This is a genomic window from Sporolactobacillus inulinus (assembly GCF_006539285.1).
In the GTDB taxonomy this organism is placed as follows: Bacteria; Bacillota; Bacilli; order Bacillales; family Sporolactobacillaceae; genus Sporolactobacillus; species Sporolactobacillus inulinus.
In genome coordinates this window covers 1-1,626 of record NZ_BJMS01000194.1, presented here as the reverse complement: position 1 = coordinate 1,626, position 1,626 = coordinate 1, and the positions used below count along the sequence as shown (strand labels likewise).

The following is a 1,626-nucleotide window of genomic DNA, read 5'->3' as shown; positions in this document are numbered from 1 at the left end:
GGTTGAGTCAAGTGTTTGTAGGCAGAAATTTTCATGCCCCGATACGTAAGCGCATTCAACTGTTCTAAGGTTATCCTTGTAGACTTGTTTTTGCTTTTTAAAACCCTTGTAACGCCTTCAATGCATGGTGGACGGGAATACCTGATTTGCCATGCAGACACGGGAGATTCTTCTGCGTCCAGTGGCCTACCGTATGTGTGACTTTCTCCACGTAATGTTTCGGTGGCTTGACGTCCTCCTGGCTGTCATTCCAGCCATCCATACGGCCAAAGAGCGTTTGAAGACTCATGTGATCCATGTGTGCAATCAGACCGTTCATCATCGCCTGTTTTCCTTTCTCCACCCAGCTGCGGCCATGTTTCATCCGTTTGGCCAATTGACTCATGGTCGCTTCTGCGCTGCCCATCGTGCGCATCCCGTCCGTGTTGATGCCGAACGTGTTCAGCCATTCTCGGTAATCGCCCAGCGCTTCCGGATACTTCTCCAACTGTTGGATGAGCGCATCCAGCCGTTCTTCCTGTGCTTCACTTTCCAGTGTGCCAACGGCACTATTGAGTTCTGTCATCACTGCCGTGCCATCCCAAGCACGTAAGGCTTTTCGAATGTTCTTGTACCGAGGATGCTCGTGAAACAACCGACGAATGTCCCGAATCACGTGAAAGCGGTCAATACAAAAGAAAGCGCGGTCTCGAAAATAGTCGCGACAAGCAGTGATCCAGGCGGCTCCATCCCCATTAATGACCAATTTGTGCACTGTGGGATCATAGGCGTAGGTTTCTGCTAAGAAGTCCTCTAACGCTTCCCAAAACGGCTTTTTCCCTCGATGGATGAAATGACGCCTATGCTTCAGTCGGATACGCTTTCCATTTTTCTCCCATCCCTGATGAATCTTGGCTACCCGTTCTTCCTTGCCCCGGACGCCTTTTTCCTGATGCTTCACGAATAAGCCGTCAACCTCGACAAACAGCACCTGATGAAGGATCGGCTCTTGAGGTTTAGCGATCGGCTCCGTCTCAAGCAGATGTTGCCGAATCGCTTCATGACTCAGAACGGAGTAGCCGAGAAACGTTTCAAGTGCCCGGGCCGCCTTGCGATAGGAAGGGCCTTGAATGGCCAACTCCATCGCCGCTTCTTCAACCATCGGGCTTAAATGTCCGGCGTTTTCAAAGGCCAACTGTCGATCAAGAAGATAAACGTATTCCTGCTTGTCTCGATCCCGATAATAATTGCGTTCAATAGTGAGTTCACCAAAGAGACTGGTCAGTTGAAACGAGCGTTTATCCACCAGTCGATAGCGCTTTTTATCCCGTTCCTCCGCGATCTGTTGATCCATTTCCCCCAACAGATGCTTCATCACCTGAGCAAACGTTTCTTGTGTTTGTCGCCAGACAAGTTGTTCCAGTTGTTTTAAATCCATGTACGTTGTGGTATTCTGTTCCATGAGGGTGCTCCTTCCGAATCTTTGTTGTCAACTTTGATTCTACCAAGGAGTCACCCTCTTTTCCATAGAAATTGCTTTTAGGCCCTACCGCGCTAGCGCTTGGTGTCCTTTATTACCAGTTAACGGCTATTGCCATTAACTGGTAATAAAGGCTATTTTTCTGCCTACTAATATTTTACTCCTAC

General features: G+C 48.8%; 1 protein-coding gene. It reads right to left on the bottom strand.

The window, feature by feature from the left end:
• Positions 1-97 precede the first annotated feature (97 nt).
• Positions 98-1,441, bottom strand: a complete 1,344-nt coding sequence (locus tag SIN01_RS14650; RefSeq protein WP_047035542.1) for an ISLre2 family transposase — start codon at positions 1,439-1,441, stop codon at positions 98-100.
• Positions 1,442-1,626 lie beyond the last annotated feature (185 nt).

Excerpts from the sequence above, each read along its gene's own strand:
- SIN01_RS14650 (WP_047035542.1), bottom strand. The coding sequence starts at position 1,441 with ATGGAACAGAATACCACAACGTACATGGATTTAAAACAACTGGAACAA.